This window comes from Streptomyces sp. MS19, assembly GCF_047200595.1.
Classification (GTDB): domain Bacteria; phylum Actinomycetota; class Actinomycetes; order Streptomycetales; family Streptomycetaceae; genus Streptomyces.
Genome location: NZ_JBJZOH010000001.1, coordinates 352246 through 371139 on the forward strand (window position 1 = coordinate 352246; position 18894 = coordinate 371139).

The following is an 18894-nucleotide window of genomic DNA, read 5'->3' on the forward strand; positions in this document are numbered from 1 at the left end:
CGTCCGTGGCGTGCCCGGGAGGACCGGCGTCCTGCCCCGCGCCGCCGCGACGAACGCGGGGATCATCGTCACCGTCCAGCGGTGAGCGACGGTCACGCCGTATGCGGACAGGGCCAGGTGTGCAGCGGAAGTCGGCCCCCGACCCGGTCACGCTGCTCTCACGTCTTCACCGGCCAGGAACGGATGCAGCAGCGTGAGCAGGGCGCGCGGGCGGTGCAGCAGGATGATGTGGCCGCAGTCCTCGATGACGTGTCCGGTGAGATCGACGCGCGGCTGCGGGCGGAGATCCGGGAACGGCGGCGGCACCGTGGGCGGATCGCGCTCCTCGCCCCGGGTGACGGGCTGGCGCTGCCGCCCGGAGTGGCCGCGTACCTCGGCCGGTTGCGGGCGCTCGGCGTGGACGAGCGGATCGTCCGGGTCGAACGCGACGGCTGGGTGCCGCTGGCCGACGGCCTGGCCGCCTCGCTCACGCGGATGGCCGACGAGCGGGGCGACGCGTACCTGGACGACCTCGACGACGCGGACGTCGGGCCCGCCCTCGTCGCGCAGATGGACACGCTGGCGTTCGACGCCGTACCGCCCGCCAGGCGGCTGGCCGGGCTGCTGGCGGAACGCGGCTGGTCCGGCTGGACGAGGCTGCGGCGCGTGGCGGCCGGGTCAGGGTGCGGGAACGGGGGCGGTCAGGCGGGCGCGCAGGGTGGTGGCGTCGGCGGGTGACAGGCCCGCCGCGTGCAGGACGGCCGGAATGTCCGTCTCCGTCAGCAGGGCACGGACCTCGGCGGACGCCGTCGTGCCCGCCGCCGCCAGGGTCTCCTGGATCAGCGCCTCCTCGCCGTGCCGCCCGAGGGCGGCGTAGAAGCCGGTGAGACGGGAGGCGCTGAGGTCGTAGTCGGCGACGATGGCGTCCGCCGTCGCCCCGGCGAGGGCGAGCAGCGCCAGGGCGACGAGCCCCGTGCGGTCCCGGCCCGCGGCGCAGTGGACGAGGACCCCGCCGGGCGCGGCCCGCGCGACGGCCGCCAGCGCGGCCGCGCAGCGCGCCGCCTTCTCCGCCATGAACGCCCGGTAGTACAGCGGCGTCGCGGGACTCCAGCCGCGGGCGTGGCAGCGCTGCCAGAACGCGGTGTCGGCCGTGTCGTCCAGCGGCACGCGGACGTACGCGATCCCCCGCCCGGCCGGGACGGGGTATCCGGCGCCCGCCTCGCCGTCCTCGCGGAGGTCCACGAGCGTGCGGACGCCGTACGCGGCCAGGGCGTCCCATCCGGCGGGCGTGAGGCGTTCGGGGGACTCGGCGCGGACGACCGCGCGGTGACGGGTCGTTCCGCCGCCGGTCAGCGGAAGGCCGCCGAGGTCACGGGCGTTGAAGCAGCCGTCCCAGTCGAGATGCCGTTCCATCCCCTCAGGGAAGCACAGCCGCGCGGACGGGGTTCAGACGTCGGCCTCGGACACCACGTAGACGCGTGGCCGCTCCTCGCGGGTGACGTCCACGACGACCGAGACCGCCGGCTCCTCGGGGGACTGCTGGACCGTCAGCCCCGCGTAGGACCGCGCCGGGTCGTCGAAGGACCAGCCGACCGTGTCGGCCTCCTCGTCGCTGACGGGGGACGAACCCGGCGCCAGATCGGCGGGCTCCGCGCCCAGTTCGTGCAGGAAGCTGCTCAACTGATCGGGCGAGCAGCGGAATTCGGTGTAGAACGTGCTGCGGTCCCAGGAGTTCGTCTCGTACCAGCCCACGTACGCCGCGCCGTTGGGGATCGGGACATCGTAGATGCGGCGCTGGACCTTGCTCGGCCACTCGTAGATCAGCGCGCGGGCCGACGCGGTCCGCGCCTTGTCCTCGCCGCTGTCCCGGCTCTGGTAGGCGGACAGGGCGAGGTAGCCGGCGGGGACCGCGATCAGCAGGGCCACGACGACCGCCGCCAGCCAGCGGTGGCGCGGGCGGTGCGGCGGGCGCTGGGCGGGCGCGGCCGGGGACGGCGGGTTCGGCGAGGGCGGCGGCGTCGTGGTGGCGGTCATCAGCGGCTGGTCCGTCCCCGGGGTGGCAGGCGCAGGTCGAACGTGGTCCGGTGGACGCGCTCGGCGCGGCGCCGGTTGGCGCGGCGGAAGCGGCGGGCGACCAGGCGCGCGAGGTCGGCGGCGCCGACCATCCCGGCGTCGGTGCCGAGTTCGGCGCGGACGATGGTGGCCTCCGGCCGGTAGCCGCGCCCGGTGAGCTGGCGGCGGAACGCCTCCCTGGCCGGTCCGATCAGCAGGTCGTCGGCCTCGCTGACGCCGCCGCCGATGACGAAGCGCGCCGGGTCGAGCGCGGCGGCGAGGTTGGCGATGCCGACGCCCAGCCAGCGGCCGACGTCCTCCAGCAGCTCGACGCACATCGCGTCGCCGCCGCGCGCCAGTTCGCTGATGAGGGGGCCGGTGATGTCGCCGATGCGGCCGCCGACGCGGTCCAGGATGTGGTGCGCCACGGGCGAGTCGGCGGCGGCCAGCTCGCGGGCCTCGCGGACGAGCGCGTTGCCCGAGCTGTACTGCTCCCAGCAGCCGCGGTTGCCGCACGGGCAGCGGTGCCCGCCGGGCACGACCTGCATGTGGCCGAACTCGCCCGCCACCCCGTACGCGCCCCGCTTGACCTTGCCGCCCTCCAGTATGGCGCCGCCGATCCCGGTGCCGAGGGTGATCATCACGAGGTGGTCCGCGCCCCGGCCCGCGCCGAAGCGCCACTCGCCCCACACGGCGGTGTTCGCGTCGTTGTCCACCATGATCGGCACGGCGAGGCGGGCGGCGAGCGCGTCGCGCAGCGGCTCGTTGCGCCAGGCCAGGTGCGGCGCGAACAGGACGGTGGAGCGGTCGGTGTCCACCCAGCCGGCCGCGCCGATGCCGACGGCGTGCACGTCGTGCCGGTCGGACAGGTCGAGGACCAGTTCGGCGATGGTGTCCTCGACGACCTTGGGGCTCTTGGACTTGTCCGGCGTCTCGGTGCGGACGCGTTCGAGGACGTTGCCCTCGGGATCGACGACACCGGCCATCACCTTCGTACCGCCGATGTCGATGCCCACGGTCGGCACCCGTGGGGCGGACAGGTGTGAGCGGCGCTCGCGGGTGGCGGCCGCGCCGCGCACCGTCGCACGGACCGTCCGGCGGTTGACTCGCTCACGGTAGGTACTCATCGGCTCGATTCTGCCCTACCCCCGGGCGGCTCGGGCCGCTGCCCACCCGCTGACACGGCGCAGCCCGCGTCGTGGCCCGCGTCGTGGCGCCGGAATCCCGGCGGGCCGGGGCCGCGCGTCCATGGCGCGGGCGGGTGTTCCTGGACCATGATGCGACGGACCGCCGGCGGGGAGCCGGGCGACGGAGGGGTGTGGTGTGAGGCGTCCGACCATGCAGGACATCGCCCGCAGGGCCGGGGTGACGAAGGCAGCCGTCTCGTTCGCGCTCAACGGGCGGCCCGGCGTCTCCGAGCCGACGCGGCGGCGCGTCCTCGCCATCGCGGACGAGCTGGGCTGGCAGCCGAGCAGCGCGGCGCGCGCGCTGTCGGACGGGCGGGCCGGGGCGTTCGGCCTGGTCGTGGACCGGCCGGCGCACACGCTCGGCCTCGAACCGTTCTTCATGCAGCTGCTCTCCGGCATCCAGGGCGAACTGGCGCGCGACACCACGCCGTTGCTGCTGACGATGGCGCAGGACCAGCAGGCCGAGATGGAGCTGCACCGCGGCTGGTGGGCGCGGCGGACGGTGGACGGGGTGTTCCTGATGGACCTGCGCGTGGACGACGCGCGGGTGCCGCTGCTGGAACGGCTCGGCATGCCCGCCGTCGTCATCGGCGGGCCGCTCGGCACCGGCACGCTGCCCGCCGTGTGGAGCGACGACGCGGCGGCCGTGGACACGGTGGTGCGGCACCTCGCGGAGCTGGGGCACCGGCGGATCGGGCGCGTCTCCGGGCCCGCCCACCTGCGGCACACGGCGGTGCGGACCGCCGCGTTCGACCGCGCGGCGCTGCGGCTCGGCTGCGCCGGGCTGACGCTGGAGGCCGACTACAGCGGCGAGAGCGGCGCCGCCGCCACCCGCGCCCTGCTCGCGCCGCCGCCGGGCGAGCGGCCGACCGCGATCCTGTACGACAACGACGTGATGGCCGTCTCCGGGCTCACCGCCGCCCAGGCGCTCGGACTGCGCGTCCCGGCGGACCTGTCGGTGGTGGCGTGGGACGACTCGGCGCTGTGCGAACTGGTCGGTCCGCCGCTGTCCGCGCTGAGCCGGGACATCCTCGCGTACGGCGCCCAGGCGGCGCGGCGGCTGCGGGAGGTGGCGGCGGGGGCCGTGGCGGGCGGGGAGCAGGAGACGTCACGCCCCGAGCTGCGGCTGCGCGGCTCGACGGGACGCGCGCCGGCGGCGGTGCAGCCCGTGCGGTGACCGCGCCCGCCCGCCCGTTCCCCCCTCCTGTACCGGAAGGCTGTCCCCTCTTGCTGGACCACGACGCGTACGTGTCCCTGACCGCGCGGGCCATCGCGGTGGGGGTGGGCGGGCGCGAGCTGTCCGCCGTGGAGGTGGCGGACGCGGCGCTGCGGGTGATCGCCGCCCGCGACGGGGCGGTACGGGCGTGCGCCGCCGTCTGGGCGGCGCGGGCGCGCCGCAGGGCGCGGGCGGTGGACCGCGCGGTGCGCGGCGGGGCGCGGCTGCCGCTGGCGGGGGTGCCGGTGGTGGTGAAGGCGACGGAGGGGCGCGCGTCGTACCAGAGCGCGCGGCTTCTGGCGGCGGGCTGTGTGCCGGTGGCGGCGGGGTCGGTCCCGGCGGGGCGGACGTACCAGACGTGGGGCGTGACCGACCGCGGCCCGACGCGCAACCCGTGGCTGCCGGACCGCGCCCCGGGCGGCTCGTCGGCGGGCTCGGCGGTGGCAGTGGCGACGGGCATGGTGCCGCTGGCGACCGGCAGCGACGGCGCCGGGTCGGTGCGGATACCGGCCGCCTGGTGCGGGGTCCTCGGGCTGAAGCCGACGAACGGGCGGCTGCCGCCGCGCGACCGCGCCGGGCTGAACGTCGGCGGGCCGCTCGTCCGCGACCCGGCGGACGCGGCGGCCTGGCTGCGCGTGGTGACGGGCCACGATCCGGACGCCGTGGCGCCGCCCGTGCGACCGCCGCGCGTCGTGTGGTCGGCGACGCTCGGGTACGCGCGGACGGAGCCCGAGGTGGCACGGGTGGCGCGGGACGCGCTGGGGCGGCTGGTGGCGGGGGCGGGGCTCGTGCCGGTGGACCGGCCGCCGGTGCGGCTGACCGACCCGGAGGCGGCCTGGCGGGCGCTGCGCGGCCCGGACGGCGCGGCGGCGACGGCGGCGCGGGCGGTGAACGACGCTCGGCTCGCGGCGGTGTTCGCCGACGCCGACCTGCTGGCCACCCCCACGACGCCGCACCCGCCGCACGGCCACGACGGTCCTGGCGAGCGGATGACCACGGCGCTGACTTGGGCGTTCAACCTCAGCGGCCACCCGGCGCTGAGCGTCCCGGCCGGGACGACGGTGGCGGGCGAGCCGGTGGGGCTGCACCTCGTCGCGCGCCACGGCGAGGAGGCCCTGCTGCTCGCCACGGCGGCGGCACTGGGCGCACCCGGGCCGGTCTGAGGCCACGGCCGCGGCCGGTTGCCAGGGGTGCCCGGCCCCCGTCCCCACGGGCGGGGGAGGTGCGCGGCGTCCCGGCCGTCCCGTGCACCCGCCTCCGCGTGGCCGTCCCGGGCCCGTGCCTCCCGGCCGCGCGGCAGACATCGACGGCCGAGCAGGGCAGGCGCGGTCACGGCCGCGGAGGAGGCGCCCGCCGTGACGGTCTGCCGGGCATGCCGGGCGCCTTCCGGACGCCGAGCTTCCGGTCGCGTTCACGGGTGTCGAGCAGCACGCCCTTCGGGAAGGACGTCACGCCCGAGCAGCCGACCCGCCCCGCGCGGAGGGGAGGTTCTCGGTCCGCCGGCCAGGAGACTGGGCAACGCCGGCCCCGCCGCCCGTCTCCGCCTGGCCGGTCCGCCGTCACCAGCGCACGGGCAGGTTCAGCGGGCCGTGGAACAGCGTTCCCGGGCGCCAGCCGCCCGGCTCGGCGTCGAGCGCGAGGTCCGGCGCGCGTTCCAGCAGGGCCCGGATCGCCGTCCTGGCCTCAAGACGGGCCAGCGGCGCCCCGAGGCAGTAGTGGATGCCGTGCCCGAACGCGAGGTGCCCGCCCGTCTCGCGGCGCACGTCGAAGCGGTCACCGCCGGGGAAGCGCGCCGGGTCGCGGTCGGCGTCGGCGATGCACGCGAGCACGGCGTCGCCCCGCTCCACCCGCGTGCCCGCGATGTCGAACGGCTCGGCGGCGAAGCGCATGGTGCCGGTCGAGACGGGCGCGTCGTAGCGCAGCATTTCCTCCACCGCGTTGTCGACGAGGGACGGGTCGGCGCGCAGGGCGGCGAGCTGGTCGGGGTGGCGCAGGAGGGCGAGGACGCCGTTGCTGATGAGGTTGACGGTCGTCTCGTGCCCCGCGATCAGCAGCAGCCAGGCCATGCCGGTGAGTTCGGGCCCGGAGAGGCGGTCGCCGTCCTCGTCGGCGGTGTGCAGGAGGGCGCTCATCAGGTCGTCGCCCGGCCGTGCGCGCTTGGCGGCGAGGAGCGACTCGATGTACGCGGTCATCTCGCCGCGCACCGCCTCCCGTTCCTCCAGCGGCCGGAGGCTGAAGAGGCGCACGGTCCAGGCCCGGAACGTGTCCTGGTCGAAGAAGGGCACGCCGAGCAGCTCGCAGATGACGGTGATCGGCAACGGGAACGACAGGCCGTCCACCAGGTCGGCGCGGCGTCCCGGCGCGGCGAGCATCCGGTCGAGCAGCCCGTCGGTGATCTCCTGGACGCGCCCGGCCATCCCGGCGATCCGCCGGGGCGTGAACTCGCGGACGACCAGGCGCCGCAGCCGTGTGTGGTCCGGCGGGTCGAAGACCAGCATGTGGGGCGCGGGCGACACCTCGAAGGGCGGGCCCCCCGGTGCCGGCGGCGGGTAGACCTTGCTCAGCCGCGCGTCCGTGAGGGCGGCGCGCGCCTCGTCGTAGCCGACGACGAGCCACACCTCGTAGCCCTCGGGCGTGCGCACCCGGTGCACGGGGCCGCGCTCGCGCAGCGCCGCGAGGAACGGGTACGGGTCGCGGTCGAACCGCTCGCCCAGCGCGCCCAGATCGGTGACGGTCTCGGTGGTCATCCCCACCCCTTCGTCTGTCCTCGGTACGGGAGCGGAACCGGGCTCATGCTAGGGCGGGGGGTCGCATGCGGGTCAACAGCGGCATTCCGGCCATTCTCCCCTCCACTCCGGGGCTGGGAGACGGGCGGCGCCGGGACCGTGTGGGGGAACGGTCCCGGCGCCTGTGGGGGGACGGGGCAGGAAGCGGCGGGGGGGGTCAGCAGCCGTGGTCGACGAGGTCGAACGACGCGTAGTGGTCCGCCGTGTAGTAGTCCTCCTCGTACGCCTCGCCGGTGACGATGCGCCGGGCGCCGCGGGTGCTGCTGCCGGGCGTCTCGACGGTGTACTCGGCGTAGTAGCCGGTGGGCTGGGCGGGGAGCAGCCCTTCGCGGTTGTGGAAGGTGCCGCCGTCCTGGGGGTACGGGAACGGGCCGCCGCGCGCGATGAGGTCGAGGGTGTCGTGGGCCTGGGAGGGGAGGTCGGACCAGCAGATGTCGCCGAAGTCGGCCGCCGCGACGGCGGGGACGGGCGGGGGCGGGGGTGCGGCCGTCGCCGTGGCCTGGCCGGTGAGCAGGACGGTCGAGAGCAGGGCGCCCAGGGCGCCGATCCGTGCGCGTCCCGCACGGGAGTTCATGCCCATGACACAAGGATGACGCGCGTAGCGCCCGGCCCGTCAACGGTGCGCCGCGGATGTCCCCGCACCGTTCACACCGCGCGGCGGCCTCCACCGCTTCCCCCCACGGCCACCGCGCGACCCGTCACGGATCGCCCCGCCCCGGAGGTTTGCGCGGCGCCGGGCTCCGCGTGGCCGTGGGGACGCCGCCCGCGCCGCCGGGCGTGGGCAGCGTACGCGACCGCTATGCGCCGCGGGCGCGCAGCAGGACGTTCCATCTGGCCCGCAGCCCGGAGAAGTCGCCCTCCGGGAACGTCCGCTCCAGGAAGTCGAGGCCCGGTCCCAGGCCCAGCGCTCGAACGGGTCGTCGCCTTGCCTCGCGCATGGCCGCTTCACCGGTCGCGCAGTCCGGGGATCACCCTCAGGTGGTCAGCGCTGCGTGACGCTCCGTCAGCCGCGCCATCCCGGCGGCGGTCGGGGTGCCGTGGAGCCGCAGCCGGGCGATGCCGCCGTCGGGGAGCACGTCCAGGCGCGCGTGGGTCGCCGGGGGCGCGGGGGCGGGGAGCGTGAGCCGGTGCAGGCAGTCGGGGAGCAGCGCGGTCGGCGGGAGGATCTCGTGCCAGACGTCCGGTTCAGGCCCCTCCGCGTCGCGGACCGAAAGGGACGCCCAGCCGGGCGCGTTCCCCTTGTAGGTGCCCGTGTCGATCTCGACGGCGCGGACGACGCCCTGCGCGGCGAGGCGGTAGGCGAGCCAGTCGTTGCCCGGCTCGCGGCGGCGGCGCGTCTCCCAGCCCTCGTCCATGGCGCGGGCGCGGCCCGGGTGGGTGGTGTGGACGGGCGGCGAGTAGAAGCGGTCGGAGGCGTCCTCGGCGAGCCCGCCGTGTTCGAGCGCGGCGAGGTCGAACGTGCCGAGCGCCGCGAGCCACGCCGGGTCGGGCACCGCCTCGCCGTACGCGCGCAGCCGCGCGACCCCGCCGTCGGGGAACTGGCTGAGCCGCAGGTGCGTGACGCGGCGCGGGGCGGCCGTGACGGCGAACGCGTTGGCCGCGTGCCCGCCGACCGGCGTACGGGGCAGCAGCTCGGTCCAGCCGCCCGGGTCGTCCGGGTCCGCCGACGCCTCGACGCGGACGGCGGCCGGGTGGTTGCCCCGGAAGTGGGCGGTGTCCACGACGAGTCCGCGGACGACGCCCGGCACGCCGAGCCGGATCAGGGCCCAGTCGTGGTCGCCGGAGGCGGGCAGCGGGGTGCCGGGGCCGGTGCCGCGGCGGCGGCGCGTCTCCCAGCCGTCCATGACCTTGCCCTTGTGGCCGAACGCGAGCGGGTCGAAGCGGGCGGGGTGCGGCAGGAGGAGGTTCTCGCGTTCGGCGAAGAACTCGTCGCTCGCGGCCACCACCGAGCCGCCGAGTCGGCGGTCGGCGAGGTCGGGCAGCGCGGTGAACGGGAGGTCCGCCGGGTCGGGCGCGCGGTAGTCGGCGTACGGGTCGCCGCCCCGGTACGGGTCCGCCTGGCCGGTGAAGCCGCCGATGCCCCCGGGGGCGGCGTGGGGGTGGGCGTCGCCGCTCATCGGGTCGTCCTTCCGATCAGGTCGCCGACGGGTCCGGTGACCCGGCCGCGTTCGGCGACGAGCCGGCCGCGCAGCCAGGTGGCGGCGACCACGCCGGACAGGGTCAGGCCCGCGTAGGCGGTGACCGGGTTGCGGTGGTGGAGCGCCGCCGGGTCCACGGTGAACCGCTCGTCCGGTTCGAGCACGGCGAAGTCGGCGTCGTGGCCGGGCGCGACGGCGCCCTTGCGGCCGTCGAGCCCGGCGAGCGCCGCGGGTGCCGCCGCCATCCAGCGGGCGACGTCGGCCAGGCCGTGGCCGCGGGCGCGCGCCGCCGTCCAGACGGCGGGCAGGCCGAGCTGGAGCGACGCGATGCCGCCCCAGGCGGCGCCGAAGTCGGGGACCTTCAGGTCGGCGGTGCACGGCGAGTGGTCGGAGACGACGCAGTCGATCGTGCCGTCCGCGAGCCCGGCCCACAGCGCGTCCTGGTTGGCGGCGTCCCTGATGGGCGGGCAGCACTTGAACTCGGTGGCGCCGTCCGGGACTTCCTCGGCGGTGAGGGTCAGGAAGTGGGGGCAGGTCTCGGCCGTGACGCGTACGCCGGACGCCCGCGCGGCGGCCAGCAGCGGCAGGGCGCGGGCGGAGGAGAGGTGGAGGACGTGGACGCGGGCGCCGAGCCCGGCGGCCAGTTCGACGAGGCGGGCGATCGCGTCGTACTCGGCGGCATCGGGGCGTGAGGCGAGGAAGTCGGCGTACCGGCGGCTGCCGTCCGGGGCGGGCGCCTCGGCGAGCCGGGCGGGGTCCTCGGCATGGACGATCAGCAGCCCGCCGAACGCGGCGGTCTCCGCCATCACGCGGGCGAGGTCGTCCGGCGACAGCTCGGGGAACTCCTCGACGCCGGACGGCGACAGGAAGCACTTGAAGCCGAAGACCCCCGCGTCGTGCAGGGCCCGCAGCTCGGCCGTGTTGTCCGGCACGGCGCCGCCCCAGAAGCCGACGTCGGTGTGGACCCGGGCGCGCGCGGCGCGGCGCTTCACGTCGAGGTGCGCGGGGGTGGTGGTGGGCGGGACGCTGTTCAGCGGCATGTCCACGACGGTCGTGACGCCCCCGGCCGCGGCCGCGCGCGTCGCCGTCGCGAAGCCCTCCCACGCGGTACGGCCCGGGTCGTTGATGTGCACGTGGGTGTCCACCAGGCCGGGCAGGACCGCCGCGTCGCCGTAGTCCACGAAGCGGGTGCCCGGCGGGGGCGGCGTGTCGTGCGGGAGCACGGCGTCGATCCGGCCGCCGGTGACGGCGACGCAGGCCGCCCGTACGCCGCCGGGGGTGACGACCCGTCGCGAGCGGAGCACCAGGTCGGGCGGGCTGGCGGCGGGCGCGGCGGCGCCGGCGGGTCCTCCGGGACGGGGCACCGGGTCTCCCTTCACCACGGGCGCGCGCCGGTGGTCAACGGTTTGTCGAAGCGATCCTCCGGGGGCGGGGGCGCCTCGTCAAGGGCGGGTAGGCTGCGCCACGTCCGCTCCTACCGAATGAGGTAACGCGACGTGCCGCCCACCGACGTGCGCAGGTCCTCCGCCAGTGGCGGGGTGCAATCACTGGAACGCGCCTTCGCCCTCCTGGAGCACATGGCCGACGCCGGTGGCGAGACGGGGCTGAGCGAACTCGCCGCGAGCAGCGGACTGCCGCTGCCGACGATCCACCGCCTCATGCGCACCCTGGTCGCCTGCGGCTACGTCAGGCAGCAGCCCAACCGGAGGTACGCGCTCGGTCCGCGCCTCATCCGCCTCGGCGAGAGCGCCGCGCGCCCCCTGGCCACCTGGGCGCGCCCCCACCTGACCCGGCTGGTGGACGAGACGGGCGAGACGGCGAACATGGCGCTGCTCGACGGCGACGACGTGGTCTATGTGGCGCAGGTGCCGTCGCGGCACTCGATGCGGATGTTCACCGAGGTGGGCCGCCGTGTGCGGCCGCACACCACCGGCGTCGGCAAGGCGCTGCTCGCCGGGCTGCCCGACGACGAGGTGCGCGCGCTGCTCGCCCGCACCGGCATGCCGGCCGCGACGGACCGGACGATAACGACGCCCGACGCGTTCCTCGACGCCCTGCGCGCCGTCCGCGCGGACGGCTTCGCGCTGGACGACAACGAGCAGGAGATAGGGGTCCGCTGCGTCGCCGTCACGGTGCCCGGCTCGCCCACCCCGGCCGCGATCTCCGTCTCGGGCCCGGCCGGGCGCGTGACGGACGAGGCGACCGCGCGGATGGCGCCGCTGCTGCGCGAGGTCGCCCTGGACCTGGCCACCGCGCTGGCGGGCGCGCCCCGGCGCGGCTGACCCGCGCGCACGCTCCCGCGCCTACGCTGGCGGCATGACCGGCAAGGGAAACGGGCACGGGAACGGGACGCGGCCGTGATCGCCGGCCTGCTGCTCGCCGCGGGCGGCGGGCGGCGGCTCGGCGGCCGTCCGAAGGCGCTGCTGTCCCTGGACGGCCGCCTGTTCGTGGAGCGCGCGGCCGACGCGCTGCGCGCCGCGGGATGCGCCCCCGTCCACGTGGTCACCGGCGCGGCCGCCGCCGAGGTGGCCGGACGCGCCGACCTGCCGGGCTGCGTCCTCGTCCCCAACCCCCGCTGGGCCGAGGGCATGGGCTCCTCGCTGCGGGCCGGGCTCGCGTCGCTGCCGCCGGGCACGACCGCCGCGCTCGTGACGCTGGTGGACCAGCCGCGGGTCGGCGCCGCCGCGATGGCACGGGTGCTGGCGGCCCACCGGTCGGAACACACCCTCGCCGCGGCGGCTTACGGCGGGCAGCGCGGGCATCCGGTACTGATCGGCGCCGCGCACTTCGCGGGCGTGGCCCGGTCCGCCCGGGGCGACCGGGGCGCGCGCGCCTACCTCGCGGCGCGCGAGGCGGCGGTCGTCCGCGTGGAGTGCGGCGACATCGCCGCGCCCGACGACATCGACGAGCCAGGAGACCTCATTGATCTTCCATGATGAGGAAACTAACATCCATTCAGCGTCTGCCCCGAAGGAGTGACCGACCCATGTCAGCCGTCACCGTCGAAGCACCGAGGAAGCTGCCACGGCAGGACGACGTCCTCACCGAGGACGCCCTGGACTTCCTCGCCGAGCTGCACCGCAGGTTCACCCCGCGCCGTGACGAGCTGCTGGAGCTGCGGGGGAAGCGGCGCGCGGAGATCGCGCGCACCGGCGCCCTCGACTTCCTCCCGGCCGCCCGCGTGCGCGACGGCGAGTGGCGCGTCGCCCCCGCGCCGCCCGCGCTCCAGGACCGCCGCGTCGAGATCACGGGCCCGACCGACCGCAAGATGACGGTGAACGCGCTGAACTCCGGCGCCCGCGTCTGGCTCGCCGACTTCGAGGACGCCTCCTCCCCCACCTGGGAGAACGTCATCGGCGGCCAGGCCAACCTCTCCGACGCCTTCGCCCGCCGCATCGACTTCACCGACGAACGCGGCAAGCACTACGCGCTGAAGCCCGACGACGAGCTGGCCACCGTCGTGACCCGCCCGCGCGGCTGGCACCTGGACGAGCGCCACCTGACCGTGGACGGGCGCCCGATCCCCGGCGCGCTGGTGGACTTCGGCCTCTACTTCTTCCACAACGCGCGGCAGCTGGCCGCGTCGGGCAGGGGCCCGTACTTCTACCTGCCGAAGCTGGAGTCGCACCTGGAGGCGCGGCTGTGGAACGAGGTGTTCACCTTCGCGCAGGCCGAGTTGGGCATCCCCTTCGGCACGGTGCGGGCGACCGTGCTCATCGAGACGATCACCGCCGCGTTCGAGATGGACGAGATCCTCTACGAACTGCGCGACCACGCCTCGGGGCTGAACGCCGGGCGCTGGGACTACCTGTTCTCGATCATCAAGAACTTCCGTGACGCCGGGCCCGGTTACGTCCTGCCGGACCGCAACTGCATCACGATGACCGCCCCGTTCATGCGCGCGTACACCGAACTGCTCGTCGCCACCTGCCACCGGCGCGGCGCGCACGCGATCGGCGGCATGGCGGCGTTCATCCCGTCGAAGGACCCGAAGGTGAACGCGCAGGCGTTCGAGAAGGTGCGGGCGGACAAGGACCGCGAGGCGCGCGACGGCTTCGACGGCTCCTGGGTCGCGCACCCGGGCCTGGTGGAGGTGGCGCGCGCGTCGTTCGACGCCGTGCTGGGCGACCGGCCGCACCAGAAGGACAGGCTGCGCGACGACGTCCGGGTCACCGCCGCAGAACTGCTCGACATCGGCTCCCTCGACGCCTCGCCGACCTGCGACGGGCTGTGCAACGCGATCCAGGTCGGGACGCGTTACCTCCAGTCGTGGCTGGCGGGCCGGGGCGCCGTCGCCGTGTTCCACCTGATGGAGGACGTCGCCACGGCGGAGATCTCACGCTCGCAGATCTGGCAGTGGATCGACGCGGGCGTGACGCTCGACAACGGCGAGAAGGTCACCCGCGAGTACGTGCGGCAGGTCGCCGCCGACCAGATGGTGCAGATGCGGGACGAGGTCGGCGAGGACGCGTTCGTCGGCGGCGGCTGGGAGCGCGCCTTCGAACTGCTGCTGCGCATCGCGCTGGACGAGGAGTACGTCGACTTCCTGACGCTGCCCGCCTACGAGCTTCTCGACTGAGACAGCTCTCGACCGGCACCGCGCCCGACCGGCACACCCCCGTCCAGCCCCGGCCGCACGCGGCCGGGGCTGGACGTCGTACCGTTCGCGGACCGCTCGCCCCCCAGGAGGTCCGCATGACCACGCCGTCCCCACGGCTCGCGCCGCTGCTCGCCCAGCTCGACACGTCCCTCGACCTGCTGCTCGCCCGCATGCGGGGCCTCGGCGACGCCGAGTACCGGTGGCTGCCCGAGCCGGACGCCGCCACCGTCGCGCCGGACGCGGCGGGCCGGCTGCGCCCCGCGCCGCCGCCCGACGACGCGCCGAGGACCCGCACGATCGCCCTACTCGCCGGGCACCTGGGCGAGATGGCCGTGCTGCGCGCCGACCACACGGTGGGCAGCCACGCGATGGGGCCCGACGACGTGAGCTACCCGGCGACGGCCGGGGCCGGCCTCGCGTTCGTCCGCGACGGCTGGGCGCGGTGGCGGGCGGCGCTGGCCGGGCTCGCGGACGGCGAGCTGGACGTCGTGGGCCGTTGCGGCTACCCCGGGGGGCTCGACCCGACGCTGCCGGTCCTCGACATCGCCTGGTGGATGAACCGCGAACTGATCCACCACGGCGCGGAGATGGCGTTCGTCCGCGACCTGTACGCGCGGCGGTCCGCGACCCCCTGAGCTCGGCGGTCAACCGATATACCGGGCGGAGAGGTGCGTGCCGCCTGGCCCACCGCCCCGCGCCGCCGCCGGATTTCGTGCCGCCGGACGAAGAACGCGCGCCGGACGCGGCACGCGTGGGGCGTTCTCTCGCGTTTCCGAAAAAGAGAAACGCCATCCCCTAAACCAGGGCGGGCCGTGATTTCTCAAAAAAGCCTCAAGATGTTGCCGCCGCATACATGGCAGAGGTTAGGGTGTGTCCACCGTTACCGCACCGGCCACGGCCGGGCGAACGGTGTCCCCCTGAATACGGAACGTGCTCTGTCCTGTGAATTCACGGGACGCGGCAACTCCCCAGCCGTACGGGCACGTTCCGCCCCGGCCTGCTCCGGCGTCGGATTCCGCCGCCGGAGCAGGCAGCAAGGCGCCGGGTGAATACGCTGTTCAGGCGGAACCCGCCCAGTCCTTCAGCGCCTTACGGCTGGAGAAGTCGGCGACATTCTTGTCCAGCGGGTCGCTCGTGTACTGGTGAATACGCCACTTCGCCTGGATACGTGGCTCACCCGCCGTGCGGTAATCGGCAATCCACAGTCCGTCGCCGGCTTCTGACGTGCTGTCACGGTTCAGCCAGAAGTCGCGATTGCAGTAGAGAAGCACCCGGTGATGGGGCCGCAGCCGCTTCACCTCGGCGAGGAAGTCGTCCTTGTCGGCGTTGCCGGCGTAGGTGCCCTGGGGCGTGGTCTCCCAGTCGACGGCGAGGAGGTCGCCGTCCTCGGCGGCGCAGTGGTCCACGAAGTACTCGGCCTGGGACGCGATGTGTCCTGGCCACAGGAAGTGGTAGAAGCCGACGACGCAGCCCGCGTCGCGCGCCTTGTCGGCCTGTTTCCGCTGTTCGGGACTGACGTAGGACCGCCCCTCCGTCGCCTTCACGACGACGAAGTCCAGGCCGTCCGTGCTGAAGGACGTGTTGTGGGCAGATACATCGACACCATGGAGCATGGGGGGTTCCTCCACTTACCGTAGCCTCTCGCATACTTATGGTACGCAAATGGGTGATTTGGACACCTCCCACCGGGCTCCGGACGTCGAGTTCCGGCCACGGCGGCGGGCCGTGGCCCGTGGGCCCGGCGGACGCGGCAGGACGTCAGGACACGCCCCGCCGGGCGGGGGAACGCCCCGGCGGGACCCCACGCGCACCTCGGGTCGGACGCCGAACCATCAGGCCCGGCGGCCCGTGGCGCGCCGAGTCGCCGATATTCAGGCCGATTCCGGGCCGTCACGAGCACCGGCCGTCAGCCCCGGAGGCCGTCGAGCGCGATGCCGAGGAGGCGGTCGGCCTGCTCGCGCGTCGCCTCGCTCCCGGCCCACGCGACGGCGCCGACCAACGTGAACACGTCACGAGCCGTCAGGTCCGCCCTGACCTCACCGGACGCCCTCGCGCGCGCCACCAGCCGGTCCGCGGCGCCGAGGACGCCACGGCACGCCGCGTACAGCTCGGACGTCTCGTCCTCCAGCGCCCGCAGACAGGCGGTGGACAGCCCCCGGTAGCGCATCGTGTGCTCCACCGCCGCATACACCCAGTCACGCAGGCCCTCCGACGGCGAGGGCGCGTCGGCGAGTTCGCCGGCCCGTCCGGCGAGCGCGCCCATCCGGTCGCGGAGCAGCGCTTCGAGCAGCGCCTGACGGGTCGGGAAGTGCCCGTACAGGGTGCCGTTGGCGACGCCCGCGGCCCGCGCGATCTCCTCAAGCGACGCGTCGGTGCCCTGCGCGGCGAACGCGGCGTCGGCGGCGGCGAGGAGACGCTCGTAGTTACGGCGCGCGTCGGCACGCATCCGGCGCGGGCGCGGCTGCTCGGCGATCACCATGCGGACTCCCACCTTGCTTATTCGAGACAGTCTCATTATTTTTCTCGGGACAGCCTCATCTTAGCCACTCCCAGCCACGACAGCGAGGTCCGCCATGAGCGACGCCGCACCTTCCCGCCGTACCGTCCTCGTCACCGGCGCCACCGGCCGCCAGGGCGGCGCCACCGCCGCCCACCTCCTGCGCGGCGGCTGGACCGTCCGCGCCCTCGTCCGCGACCCGGCCGCGCCCGCGGCCCGCGCCCTGGCCGCCGCAGGAGCCGACCTGCGCACCGGGGACCTGGACGACGAGGACGCGCTCGCCGCGGCGGCCGAGGGTGTCCACGGCGTCTTCGCCGTCACGCCCGACGACCGCGACCCGGAGCGCGAGACGGCGCGCGGCACACGCATCGTGGACGCCGCCGTCGCGGCGGGGGCGGCCCATGTCGTGTTCGCCTCCGTCGGCGGCGCCGACCGCGACAGCGGCTTCCCGTACTGGGCGAGCAAGTGGCGCGTCGAACAGCACCTGGCCGCGACGGGGGTGCCCGCCACCGTGCTGCGGCCGGTGCGCTTCATGGAGAACCACACCATCCCCGGCCTGCCGTTCGGCGGCATCACCGGCGACGAACTCGTCCACCTCTTCCACCCCGAGGCCCCGGTGCAGCTCATCGCGACCGACGACATCGGCGCGTTCGCCGCCCTCGCGTTCGCCGACCCGGAGACCTGGGCGGGACAGGCACTCGAACTGGCGGGCGACGAGATGACCTCGCCCGCCGCGGCCGAGCTGATCGGCCGCGCCATCGGCCGCCCCCTCACCTACCGGCAGGTCACGCCGGAGGGGACCGGCCTCCCGCCGGAGACGGCGGCGGACCTGCTGAGCCGCAGGACCGGCCAGTGGCAGGCCGACATCCCCGCGCTGCGCAGGGTCCACCCGGGCCTGACGGACCTGCCCACCTGGCTCGCGCGTGGCGGCGCGGCACGCGTCCTGGCGCTGTTCACGCGCTGACGGGGCGGCGCGTCACAGCGTCCCGTCGCGGACGACGTTCTCCACGGTCAGCCGCAGCGTGCGCACGAGTCCCGCCATCGTGCGGCGGGCCTGCGGGGTGTCGGCGTAGGCGGTGTTCACGTACAGTCCCGCGTCGTTGCGGTGGAACCAGAGGAAGACGCCGTTGCTGCGCTCCGCCCAGATGTGGCCGTGCGCCCGGCGCGCCGTGTGCAGCGCCGCGCCGGGGGTCCGCCGGAAGTCCATGAACGAGAAGAAGTTGACGGCGAACGGCCAGCTGCGGGAGCGCGGCCGGTCCGGCGTCAGCAGTTCCGGCAGCCGGACGAAGGGGACGTTGACGCTCTGGAGCATCGCGGACAGCGCCGAACGGACCGTGGCGGCCGTCCCCGCGAAGTCCACCGTGCCCGCCGCGCCCGCCACCGAGAACTCGACCGGCAGCGTGTTCACGTACCAGCCCATGCTGTGCGCCCAGATCCGCCGGTTGCGGCGGCTGACGGGCAGCAGGCCCCGGTACGTCTCCGGGCCGCCCTCCCGGTGCAGGCTCACCGCCATCGCCGCCAGCACTCCGGCGGACAGACTCACCTCGGCGGCACGGCAGCGGGCGTCCAGGACGTCGGGCGCGGCGCCGGTGAGCAGGGCGTGCGTCTCGTTGACCACCGGGTAGAGCGCGCGGGGGTCGACGCCGAGGTCGAGCGGGAACCGGGGGAATATGCCGCCGTTCCGCTCGGTGAAGCCCCGCCAGTAGTCGAGGCGCGCGTCGTCGGGGCGCAGCGACCCGCCGCGCGCCCGGTCCTGCGCGGCGAAGTCGAGGTAGCTGCCCGTCTCCGGCAGTTCGACCCGGCGGCCGCGGGAGAGCGCGTCGTACGCCGTGGCGATGTCCTCGACGGCGAGCGCCGTGGAGACCCCGTCGGTCACCAGGTGGTCGCACGCGAAGAACACCGTCGTGGACGCCTCGCGCTCCACCGCGCCCATCACGAACCAGGGGCCGCGCAGGGTGTCCGTGCCCTGCATGAAGCGGTGCACGTACGCGCGGACACCGGCCGCCGAGGTGAACGTGCCGGCGTCCACCAGCTCCAGCTTGATCTCCTCCGGGTCGAGGACGTCCACCGCCAGCCCGTCGCCGGACGCGGAGAAGACGCAGCGCAGCACCTCGTGGCGGCGCAGGAAGTGCAGCAGCGCCGCGCCCAGCGCCGCGCGGTCCAGCGGGCCCGGGATCTCGAACGAGCCGCCGACCGACGAGGGGCAGGGCACGTTCTCGCGGTCCAGGATGCGGGCGACGGCGAAGTGGTCCTCCTGGATGTACGAGGCGGCCGGGCGGGGGCGCGCGGGCTCGGCGGCGCCGCGCGTCGCGGTGACCACCCTCCATTCCAGGGCGTGCCCGGGTGCGATCTCCAGGTCTTCGACGGGAATCTGAAGCACTTCGGCCTTTCGTGCCGCGTCCTGCGGCTGCCGCCGGGTGCGGGCGGCGGGCGGGCGCG

At 75.4% G+C, this 18894-nt stretch carries 19 protein-coding genes; 8 read left to right on the top strand and 11 right to left on the bottom strand.

Annotated features, from left to right (window positions below):
* The first annotated feature begins 183 nt into the window (after nt 1-183).
* Complete coding sequence (locus ACL02R_RS01620) at nt 184-717, top strand: hypothetical protein (RefSeq protein ID WP_412794976.1); 534 nt, start codon at nt 184-186, stop codon at nt 715-717.
* Here ACL02R_RS01620 and ACL02R_RS01625 read toward each other — a convergent pair.
* Genes ACL02R_RS01625 through ACL02R_RS01635 form a run of 3 tightly spaced genes read right to left on the bottom strand, consistent with a single transcriptional unit; the run spans nt 658 to nt 3158 of the window.
* The gene (locus ACL02R_RS01625) at nt 658-1392 is read right to left on the bottom strand and encodes a tyrosine-protein phosphatase (RefSeq protein ID WP_412794977.1); all 735 of its coding nucleotides are present in this window, start codon (nt 1390-1392) and stop codon (nt 658-660) included. The genes ACL02R_RS01620 and ACL02R_RS01625 overlap by 60 nt on opposite strands.
* 33 nt (nt 1393-1425) lie before the next feature.
* Nucleotides 1426-2013: a hypothetical protein gene (locus tag ACL02R_RS01630; protein WP_412794978.1), complete on the bottom strand. Its 588-nt coding sequence runs from the start codon at nt 2011-2013 to the stop codon at nt 1426-1428.
* A complete protein-coding gene (locus ACL02R_RS01635; protein WP_412794979.1) occupies nt 2013-3158 on the bottom strand; it encodes an ROK family glucokinase in 1146 nt (381 codons plus the stop codon). The genes ACL02R_RS01630 and ACL02R_RS01635 overlap by 1 nt, the downstream gene beginning before the upstream one ends.
* 196 nt (nt 3159-3354) lie before the next feature.
* Between ACL02R_RS01635 and ACL02R_RS01640 the strand changes: the two genes are divergently transcribed.
* Nucleotides 3355-4395 carry a LacI family DNA-binding transcriptional regulator gene (locus ACL02R_RS01640; protein WP_412794980.1) on the top strand — a complete coding sequence of 347 codons (1041 nt, stop codon included), beginning with the start codon at nt 3355-3357 and terminating at the stop codon, nt 4393-4395.
* A gap of 50 nt (nt 4396-4445) precedes the next feature.
* A complete protein-coding gene (locus ACL02R_RS01645) occupies nt 4446-5597 on the top strand; it encodes an amidase (RefSeq protein ID WP_412794981.1) in 1152 nt (383 codons plus the stop codon).
* A 396-nt stretch (nt 5598-5993) separates the two neighbouring features.
* On the opposite strand, the gene ACL02R_RS01650 is transcribed toward ACL02R_RS01645, so the two are convergent.
* The 5 genes from ACL02R_RS01650 to allB form a co-directional block, all read right to left on the bottom strand.
* Entirely contained in the window at nt 5994-7181 is a 1188-nt protein-coding gene (locus ACL02R_RS01650; RefSeq protein ID WP_412794982.1) for a cytochrome P450 family protein, read from the bottom strand.
* 196 nt (nt 7182-7377) lie between these two features.
* Nucleotides 7378-7794 carry a ribonuclease domain-containing protein gene (locus ACL02R_RS01655; RefSeq protein WP_412795165.1) on the bottom strand — a complete coding sequence of 139 codons (417 nt, stop codon included), beginning with the start codon at nt 7792-7794 and terminating at the stop codon, nt 7378-7380.
* Nucleotides 7795-8017: 223 nt separating this feature from the next.
* The gene (locus ACL02R_RS01660; RefSeq protein ID WP_412794983.1) at nt 8018-8158 is read right to left on the bottom strand and encodes a hypothetical protein; all 141 of its coding nucleotides are present in this window, start codon (nt 8156-8158) and stop codon (nt 8018-8020) included.
* 36 nt (nt 8159-8194) lie between these two features.
* On the bottom strand, nt 8195-9337 hold the full coding sequence (gene alc / locus ACL02R_RS01665; RefSeq protein WP_412794984.1) for an allantoicase: 1143 nt from the start codon (nt 9335-9337) through the stop codon (nt 8195-8197).
* Complete coding sequence (gene allB / locus ACL02R_RS01670; RefSeq protein ID WP_412794985.1) at nt 9334-10722, bottom strand: allantoinase AllB; 1389 nt, start codon at nt 10720-10722, stop codon at nt 9334-9336. The genes alc and allB overlap by 4 nt, the downstream gene beginning before the upstream one ends.
* A gap of 132 nt (nt 10723-10854) precedes the next feature.
* On the opposite strand from allB, the gene ACL02R_RS01675 reads away from it, so the two are divergent.
* From ACL02R_RS01675 to ACL02R_RS01690, 4 genes are all read left to right on the top strand, one after another.
* The gene (locus ACL02R_RS01675; protein WP_412794986.1) at nt 10855-11640 is read left to right on the top strand and encodes an IclR family transcriptional regulator; all 786 of its coding nucleotides are present in this window, start codon (nt 10855-10857) and stop codon (nt 11638-11640) included.
* 75 nt (nt 11641-11715) lie between these two features.
* The gene (locus ACL02R_RS01680) at nt 11716-12294 is read left to right on the top strand and encodes a nucleotidyltransferase family protein (protein ID WP_412794987.1); all 579 of its coding nucleotides are present in this window, start codon (nt 11716-11718) and stop codon (nt 12292-12294) included.
* Between the two features lie 50 nt (nt 12295-12344).
* On the top strand, nt 12345-13937 hold the full coding sequence (gene aceB, locus ACL02R_RS01685) for a malate synthase A (RefSeq protein WP_412794988.1): 1593 nt from the start codon (nt 12345-12347) through the stop codon (nt 13935-13937).
* Nucleotides 13938-14053: 116 nt separating this feature from the next.
* Nucleotides 14054-14593: a DinB family protein gene (locus ACL02R_RS01690; protein WP_412794989.1), complete on the top strand. Its 540-nt coding sequence runs from the start codon at nt 14054-14056 to the stop codon at nt 14591-14593.
* 423 nt (nt 14594-15016) lie between these two features.
* On the opposite strand, the gene ACL02R_RS01695 is transcribed toward ACL02R_RS01690, so the two are convergent.
* The gene (locus ACL02R_RS01695; protein WP_412794990.1) at nt 15017-15571 is read right to left on the bottom strand and encodes a glycoside hydrolase family 25 protein; all 555 of its coding nucleotides are present in this window, start codon (nt 15569-15571) and stop codon (nt 15017-15019) included.
* Nucleotides 15572-15864: 293 nt separating this feature from the next.
* Nucleotides 15865-16437: a TetR/AcrR family transcriptional regulator gene (locus ACL02R_RS01700; RefSeq protein ID WP_412794991.1), complete on the bottom strand. Its 573-nt coding sequence runs from the start codon at nt 16435-16437 to the stop codon at nt 15865-15867.
* A 94-nt stretch (nt 16438-16531) separates the two neighbouring features.
* On the opposite strand from ACL02R_RS01700, the gene ACL02R_RS01705 reads away from it, so the two are divergent.
* The gene (locus ACL02R_RS01705) at nt 16532-17419 is read left to right on the top strand and encodes an NmrA family NAD(P)-binding protein (RefSeq protein ID WP_412794992.1); all 888 of its coding nucleotides are present in this window, start codon (nt 16532-16534) and stop codon (nt 17417-17419) included.
* A 12-nt stretch (nt 17420-17431) separates the two neighbouring features.
* Here the strand turns inward: ACL02R_RS01705 and ACL02R_RS01710 are convergent, their stop codons facing one another.
* A complete protein-coding gene (locus tag ACL02R_RS01710; RefSeq protein ID WP_412794993.1) occupies nt 17432-18835 on the bottom strand; it encodes a condensation domain-containing protein in 1404 nt (467 codons plus the stop codon).
* Nucleotides 18836-18894: the final 59 nt, after the last annotated feature.

Bases quoted from the DNA above. Each gene is read 5' to 3' on its own strand.
- ACL02R_RS01705 (WP_412794992.1), top strand. From the start codon at position 16,532: ATGAGCGACGCCGCACCTTCCCGCCGTACCGTCCTCGTCACCGGCGCC.
- ACL02R_RS01630 (WP_412794978.1), bottom strand. From the start codon at position 2,013: ATGACCGCCACCACGACGCCGCCGCCCTCGCCGAACCCGCCGTCCCCG.
- ACL02R_RS01650 (WP_412794982.1), bottom strand. From the start codon at position 7,181: ATGACCACCGAGACCGTCACCGATCTGGGCGCGCTGGGCGAGCGGTTC.
- ACL02R_RS01635 (WP_412794979.1), bottom strand. From the start codon at position 3,158: ATGAGTACCTACCGTGAGCGAGTCAACCGCCGGACGGTCCGTGCGACG.
- ACL02R_RS01660 (WP_412794983.1), bottom strand. From the start codon at position 8,158: ATGCGCGAGGCAAGGCGACGACCCGTTCGAGCGCTGGGCCTGGGACCG.
- ACL02R_RS01690 (WP_412794989.1), top strand. From the start codon at position 14,054: ATGACCACGCCGTCCCCACGGCTCGCGCCGCTGCTCGCCCAGCTCGAC.
- ACL02R_RS01695 (WP_412794990.1), bottom strand. From the start codon at position 15,571: ATGCTCCATGGTGTCGATGTATCTGCCCACAACACGTCCTTCAGCACG.
- ACL02R_RS01655 (WP_412795165.1), bottom strand. From the start codon at position 7,794: ATGAACTCCCGTGCGGGACGCGCACGGATCGGCGCCCTGGGCGCCCTG.
- ACL02R_RS01625 (WP_412794977.1), bottom strand. From the start codon at position 1,392: ATGGAACGGCATCTCGACTGGGACGGCTGCTTCAACGCCCGTGACCTC.
- ACL02R_RS01700 (WP_412794991.1), bottom strand. From the start codon at position 16,437: ATGGTGATCGCCGAGCAGCCGCGCCCGCGCCGGATGCGTGCCGACGCG.
- aceB (WP_412794988.1), top strand. From the start codon at position 12,345: ATGTCAGCCGTCACCGTCGAAGCACCGAGGAAGCTGCCACGGCAGGAC.
- ACL02R_RS01620 (WP_412794976.1), top strand. From the start codon at position 184: ATGCAGCAGCGTGAGCAGGGCGCGCGGGCGGTGCAGCAGGATGATGTG.
- alc (WP_412794984.1), bottom strand. From the start codon at position 9,337: ATGAGCGGCGACGCCCACCCCCACGCCGCCCCCGGGGGCATCGGCGGC.